This is a genomic window from Bradyrhizobium sp. (genome assembly GCF_028868675.1).
GTDB lineage: Bacteria > Pseudomonadota > Alphaproteobacteria > Rhizobiales > Xanthobacteraceae > Bradyrhizobium.
In genome coordinates this window covers 1-6,544 of record NZ_JAGWUA010000239.1, presented here as the reverse complement: position 1 = coordinate 6,544, position 6,544 = coordinate 1, and the positions used below count along the sequence as shown (strand labels likewise).

Sequence of the window (6,544 nt, the reverse complement as noted above, 5' to 3'; positions counted from 1 at the left end):
ATGAGCCGACGAGGTTACCGCACCATCAATCTGCCGGCACCCTATCTGAGGCGGGTGTGGCTCGAGACGGGCAAGATTGATGATTGGGAGGCGTATCCGTTCTGCTTGCCCATCTTCCGTGATGACTTCGAGCTCAATCTCGAAGTGCCGATCACCATCATCGTCGGGGAGAACGGCACGGGGAAGTCGACCATTCTCGAAGGCATCGCGGCGCTGGCCGGATATGACGACGCCGGCGGCGGCAAGGGCTACAGGCCGATCGATCACTCGGAAGCGCGTGAAAAGATGGGCGGTGAGCTGTCGAAGGCGTTGCGCGCGAGTTGGCTGCCCAAGATCACCAATGGCTGGTTCTTCCGCGCCGAGAGCTTCTTTACCGTGGCGCGATATCTCGACAAGGCGGCGCGCGACGCCGGACAGGTCGGCCCCGACTTCCTCTCCTATTCGCATGGCGAGGGTTTTCTGCGCTTTTTCGAGGAGCGTTGTCAGCGGCAAGGCATCTTCATTTTCGACGAGCCGGAATCGGCGCTATCACCGTCGCGGCAGATGGAGTTCCTGAAACTGCTGGGCCGCATGGATGAGTCCCGCATCTGCCAGGTGATCATGGCGACGCACTCGCCGATGCTGATGGCCTATCCGAAGGCGCGGCTGTTGCAACTGACGAAATACGGACTCCAACCGGTGACTCTGCGCGAGACGGATCATTTCAAGGTGCTGCGCGAGTTCTGCGACGATCCAAGTGGCTTCGTGGAAGCGACTTTGGCGGAATGAGCAAATCGCGGAAGAGCGTGCCCATTGCGCGTTCCGCTCGTTTGGTCATCAGTGTGATCGAGCGCGGAAAGGGAGCCGAGATTTCCCGACGCGCAGGATCGACGGACGCCGCTTGGGTCGTCAGCGCGGTTTCCACACGTGAATGTTGATATCCAGATCAACCTCGCTGACGCAGGTTTGCGCGGTGCGGTGAGAGCCACCCTCATGCCAGCGGCCGGGACGTAGGCGGGCATTCCTGACATTCGCCAACCGCAGGCAGCGCCACTGTGGCAGGGGACCGCGGCTTTGGCCTGCGAACTGCCACGCGAGCACCGTTTCTTCGCCCTTCCGGTTCGCACCGATGATGTGCGGGCAAAGCTCGCGACTCCGGCCCTCATACGTGCAGACCACCTGCTGCTCGGTCAGGATGGCGTCGCGGAAGAGTGCATAGTTCGAGCTTGGCATTGCAATCCTCGACAGGGCTTGTCTTTGACGTCGCCAAACCGAATGCCACGGCAGGCTTACTCCGCCGCCTCGCTGGCGCTCCGCCGCTTCGGCTTGCCCGCCTTCTTCAGCGCCGGCTCCAGGAATCTTCCGGTGTAGCTGCGCGGCGCCTTGACGATGTCCTCGGGCGAGCCCCAAGCGACGATCTCGCCGCCGCCGTCACCGCCCTCGGGGCCCAAGTCGATCACCCAGTCGGCGGTCTTGATGACCTCGAGATTGTGCTCGATCACGACGACCGTGTTGCCCTGCGCGACCAGCTCGTGCAGCACCTCCAGGAGCTTCTTGACGTCATGGAAATGCAGGCCGGTCGTGGGCTCGTCCAGAATGTAGAGCGTACGGCCGGTGGCGCGTTTCGACAGCTCCTTCGCCAGCTTGACGCGCTGGGCTTCGCCGCCGGACAGCGTGGTGGCCTGCTGGCCCACGTGGATGTAGTCGAGGCCGACGCGGTGCAGCGTGTTGAATGTCTCGCGCACGCGCGGCACCGCCTTGAAGAACTCGGCGGCTTCCTCGACGGTCATGTCGAGCACGTCGGCGATGCTCTTGCCCTTGAACAGCACCTCCAGTGTCTCGCGGTTGTAGCGCTTGCCCTTGCAGACGTCGCAGGTGACATAGACGTCGGGCAAGAAGTGCATCTCGATCTTGATGACGCCGTCGCCCTGGCAGGCCTCGCAGCGGCCGCCCTTGACGTTGAAGGAGAAGCGTCCGGGCTCGTAGCCGCGCGCCTTGGCCTCGGGCAGGCCCGCGAACCATTCGCGGATCGGCGTGAAGGCACCGGTATAGGTCGCCGGGTTGGAGCGCGGGGTGCGGCCGATCGGCGACTGGTCGATGTCGATGATCTTGTCGATGTGCTCGAGCCCCTCGATGCGGTCGTGCGGAGCAGCACCCTCGCTGGCGCCGTTCAGCTTGCGGGCGATGGCACGGTAGAGGGTGTCGATCAAGAGCGTCGACTTGCCGCCGCCGGAGACCCCGGTGACGCAGGTGAACAGGCCGAGCGGGATCTCGGCGGTGACGTTCTTGAGGTTATTGCCGCGTGCGTTCACCACCTTGATGGTGCGGCGATGGTTCGGCGGGCGCCGCTCCGGCACTTCGACCTCGAGCTCGCCGGTGAGGTATTTACCGGTCAGCGATTTCGGGTTGCGCATGATCTCGGCCGGCGTGCCCTCCGCCACGATGTGGCCGCCATGCATGCCGGCGCCGGGACCGATGTCGAGCACGTAGTCGGCCAGGCGGATCGCGTCCTCGTCATGCTCGACCACGACCACGGTATTGCCGAGGTCGCGCAGCCGCTTCAGCGTCTCCAGCAGCCGCGCATTGTCGCGCTGGTGCAGGCCGATCGAGGGCTCGTCCAGCACATAGAGCACGCCGGTCAGGCCGGAGCCGATCTGCGAGGCCAGGCGGATGCGCTGGCTCTCGCCTCCGCTCAACGTGCCGGAGGCGCGCGACAGCGTCAGGTAGTTCAGGCCGACGTCGAGCAGGAAGGTGAGGCGCTCGCGGATCTCCTTGAGGATGCGCGAGGCGATCTCGTTCTGCTGTGCGTTCAGCGCCGTCGGCACGCCCTCGAACCATTCGCCGGCTCGCTTCACCGACAATTCCGAGATCTCGCCGATGTGCTTGCCGCCGACCTTGACGCAGAGCGCCTCGGGCTTGAGGCGAAAACCCTTGCAGGCCTCGCAGGGAACGTCGGCAAAATACTTTGCCAGCTCTTCGCGCGCCCACTCGCTCTCGGTCTCGCGATAGCGGCGGTTGATGTTGGTGATGACGCCCTCGAACGGCTTCCTGGTGTCGTAGGAGCGCACGCCGTCCTCGTAGGAGAACTTGATCTCGTCCTCGCCGGAGCCGTAGAGGATCGCGGTCTGCACCTTCTTCGACAGGTCCTTCCACTTGGTGTCGAGGGTGAACTTGTAGTGCTTGCCGAGCGCGGTCAGCGTCTGCACGTAGTAGGGCGACGACGATTTGGCCCAGGGCGCGATCGCGCCCTTGCGCAAGCTGAGCTCCTTGTCGGGAATGACGAGATCCTCGTCGACATGCTGCTCGACGCCGAGGCCGCCGCATGCGGGACACGCGCCATAGGGATTGTTGAACGAGAACAGCCGCGGCTCAATCTCGGGAATGGTGAAGCCGGAGGCCGGGCAAGCGAATTTTTCCGAGAACAGGATGCGCTCGGGCCCGCTCTTGTCGTGGATTTTTGCGGTCTTCTTCTTGTCCTCGGCAGGCGCAGCGGTGGCGGGCGCCTCGGCGAACTCGACCACGGCAAGGCCCTCGGCGAGTTTCAGCGCGGTCTCGAAGCTCTCGGCGAGGCGCTGGCCGATGTCTGATCGTACCACGATGCGGTCGACGACGACGTCGATGTCGTGCGGAAATTTCTTGTCGAGGTTCGGCGCTTCCGCGAGCTCATGGAACTTGCCGTCGATCTTGACGCGCTGAAAGCCCTTCTTGAGATACTCGGCGAGCTCCTTCTTGTACTCGCCCTTGCGGCCGCGCACGACCGGGGCGAGCAGATAGAGGCGGGTGCCCTCGGGCAGCGCCAGCACGCGGTCGACCATCTGCGAGACGGTCTGGCTTTCGATCGGCAGTCCCGTCGCCGGCGAATAGGGTACGCCGACGCGCGCCCACAGCAGGCGCATATAGTCGTAGATCTCGGTCACCGTGCCCACCGTGGAGCGCGGGTTCTTCGACGTGGTCTTCTGCTCGATGGAGATCGCCGGCGACAGGCCGTCGATCTGGTCGACGTCCGGTTTCTGCATCATCTCCAGGAACTGGCGGGCATAGGCCGACAGCGACTCGACGTAGCGGCGCTGCCCCTCGGCATAGATGGTGTCGAAAGCGAGCGAGGATTTGCCGGAACCGGAGAGACCGGTGAACACCACGAGCTTGTCGCGGGGAATCTCGACGTCGATGTTCTTGAGATTGTGCTCGCGCGCGCCGCGGATGGTAATGGCGCGCAGGCTCGAGCCCGCGTTCTGTTGTTGGCGCTTCGCCTTGATCACTTCGTCCATCTCGGTGTTCCCAACGGCGCAAGCCTGCGCCGGCGTTCAGGCGCGCCTCGCCCGGGAAGCGGGGATGGACGCGAAAAGAAAAGATATGGCTCGGAACGTAGGAAGAACGGCGACGGATTTCCAGTGCGACGCGCGAATCATCAACGGATAGTTGGTGCGCTGGCGACACATGGCAGCAGCGCGACCCGTCCGGTTGCGCGGTGAGCCCTTTGATACCGCTGTCGGCCGCGGCTCAGTATTTCGCGATGAGCGGACCGCCGAAGCGATAGTTCACCCTGACGAGGCCAATGTCGACGTCCTGGCCGATGCGCTCCCGGTGGTCGAACAGCCGGAGTCCGCCGGTGGCGTAGAAGTCAACGTCGTGGTGACCCAGGAAGAGATGGTCGTACTCGACGCCGACGGACCAATTCGGCGCGAACGCGAACTCGAGACCCACGCCGACCGTGCCGCCCCAGCGGGTTTCGCGCCCGTCGGCGGCCACGAGGCCGGTTGGGGTGTCGATGACCTCGTACTTGTCGCCGACGACGGCGCCGCCGCCCTTGACGTAGAGCAGCACGCTGTTCCAAGCATAGCCGACCTGACCGGTAACCAGGCCGAAGGCGTCGATCCGCGACCGATTGCGCTGCGGCCCATTCCAGAACGCAGGGAAGGCCGTGGTGGCATTGTCGCCGCTGAAATCGGCCCAGTTGCCCTGACCTTCCAGGCCGAACACCCAGCTTGCGCTTTGCCAGCGATATCCGACCTGACCACCGACGGTCCCACCGGTTGCATCGTGGCAGCCTTCCGGCACGGCGGGAACAACCGGCCCGGCGCCAAGCGCAACGACGTCCCAACACTTGTGCGATGACCCACCGCCGCCGTTGATGCCGACGTAGAAACCGGACCAGTCGTAGACCGCGGGCGGTGCCTTGGTGTAGGGGCGGGCCGCCAAGTCGGCCGCCACGGCGGGAGCGACGGCGCTCAGGGCAGCCAGGCTCGTGGTCGCCAGCAGCAGCGCTTTCATCTCAGCCTCCATTCCTGTCGTCTGGTGCGTCGAACCGGCGATTCAATTCGCACACAGTCTACACCATCGCACCGCTGCCTTGTGTTTCCGGCGGGCAACACGACGCAGGAAACGCGCATGATTCTACTCCGGCCTCGCGCGTCGCGATCGGCCCGCCACGCAAGAAAGGCCGGCGCAAGGCCGGCCTTTCGAGGATGAGACGCGGTCGAAGATCAGTACTTCGCGATCACCGGGCCGCCCCAGCGATAGTTGACGCGGATCAGGCCCAGATCGACGTCCTGGCCGATGTGCTCGGTGCGCGTCGTGGCGCCAAGGGGCGCGCCGGCAAAGTTGCCGGAGCCGGTGAAGGTGACGTTGCGATGCCCGAGGAAGATGTGGTCGTACTCGATGCCGACCGACCAGTTCGGCGCAAATCCGAACTCGAGACCGGCGCCAACCGTGCCGCCCCAGCGGGTCTCATTCGCGCGGTCGAATTCCAGGCCGGTCGGGACGTCGTAGCTCTTGTAACGGTCGCCGACGACGGCGCCGCCGCCCTTCACGTAGAATAGGACATTGTTCCAGGCATAGCCGACCTGGCCCGTGATCAGACCGAAGGAGTCGATCTTGGAGCGATCGCGAAGTCCGGTGCCGACGAAGACCGTGCTGATGTTGTCGCCGGAGAAGTCGGCCCAGTTGCCCTGGCCTTCGAGACCGAACACCCAGCTGGCCGATTGCCAACGATAGCCGATCTGACCGCCGACAGTGCCGCCGGTGGCGTTGTGGCAGCCTTCGCCGACCAGTGCGCCGGTGCCCGGTGAGACGAAGTCCCAGCACTTGTGGCTCGAGCCGCCGCCGCCGTTGATGCCGATGTAGAAACCGCTCCAGTCGTAGATCGCGGCGATCATCGGGGCGGGCGCCTTGGTATAGGGACGCGCCGCGAGATCGGCCGCGCTCGCCGGAGCCGCGAGGCCCAACGCAATGGCACCGATTGCACCCACCAAAATCTGTTTCATGTTCTTCTCCGGCTCCGTCCGCTTCTTGCTGTCCCCGAAGCGGAAATCAGGCCCGGTAATCCTAGCCGGATCTGGCTGTGGAGTCCGTCTCCCAACAGCAACACTCGCGGAGGAAGTGAGGCGTCCATAAGCCAGTGAATATTAAGCGATATTCGCTGCGATCGGGAACCTGGGGCGGTTCCCTGCCCGTGCGTCACTTCGCGGTCAGGTTGCGGTCATATGGCCGCCGTATTTGGTAGGAGACAATTGAGGAACAAAGATGGAACCTACGGTGCGCCCATGCTATATGTGGGGATAACCTC

General features: G+C 64.3%; 5 protein-coding genes. 1 reads left to right on the top strand and 4 read right to left on the bottom strand.

What is annotated here, in order from left to right:
- Positions 1-768 carry an AAA family ATPase gene (locus tag KGM94_RS22340; protein ID WP_300264190.1) on the top strand — a complete coding sequence of 256 codons (768 nt, stop codon included), beginning with the start codon at positions 1-3 and terminating at the stop codon, positions 766-768.
- 120 nt (positions 769-888) lie between these two features.
- On the opposite strand, the gene KGM94_RS22335 is transcribed toward KGM94_RS22340, so the two are convergent.
- The 4 genes from KGM94_RS22335 to KGM94_RS22320 all read right to left on the bottom strand — a co-directional run bounded on the left by KGM94_RS22335 (position 889) and on the right by KGM94_RS22320 (position 6,242).
- Positions 889-1,212: a hypothetical protein gene (locus tag KGM94_RS22335; protein ID WP_300264188.1), complete on the bottom strand. Its 324-nt coding sequence runs from the start codon at positions 1,210-1,212 to the stop codon at positions 889-891.
- 56 nt (positions 1,213-1,268) lie between these two features.
- Positions 1,269-4,247, bottom strand: coding sequence for an excinuclease ABC subunit UvrA (uvrA, locus tag KGM94_RS22330; RefSeq protein ID WP_300264186.1), 2,979 nt, complete (start codon positions 4,245-4,247; stop codon positions 1,269-1,271).
- A gap of 232 nt (positions 4,248-4,479) precedes the next feature.
- The gene (locus KGM94_RS22325; RefSeq protein ID WP_300264184.1) at positions 4,480-5,250 is read right to left on the bottom strand and encodes an outer membrane beta-barrel protein; all 771 of its coding nucleotides are present in this window, start codon (positions 5,248-5,250) and stop codon (positions 4,480-4,482) included.
- Between the two features lie 212 nt (positions 5,251-5,462).
- Positions 5,463-6,242, bottom strand: a complete 780-nt coding sequence (locus tag KGM94_RS22320) for an outer membrane beta-barrel protein (protein ID WP_300264182.1) — start codon at positions 6,240-6,242, stop codon at positions 5,463-5,465.
- Positions 6,243-6,544: the final 302 nt, after the last annotated feature.

Excerpts from the sequence above, each read along its gene's own strand:
- KGM94_RS22325 (WP_300264184.1), bottom strand. The coding sequence starts at position 5,250 with ATGAAAGCGCTGCTGCTGGCGACCACGAGCCTGGCTGCCCTGAGCGCC.
- uvrA (WP_300264186.1), bottom strand. The coding sequence starts at position 4,247 with ATGGACGAAGTGATCAAGGCGAAGCGCCAACAACAGAACGCGGGCTCG.
- KGM94_RS22340 (WP_300264190.1), top strand. The coding sequence starts at position 1 with ATGAGCCGACGAGGTTACCGCACCATCAATCTGCCGGCACCCTATCTG.
- KGM94_RS22335 (WP_300264188.1), bottom strand. The coding sequence starts at position 1,212 with ATGCCAAGCTCGAACTATGCACTCTTCCGCGACGCCATCCTGACCGAG.
- KGM94_RS22320 (WP_300264182.1), bottom strand. The coding sequence starts at position 6,242 with ATGAAACAGATTTTGGTGGGTGCAATCGGTGCCATTGCGTTGGGCCTC.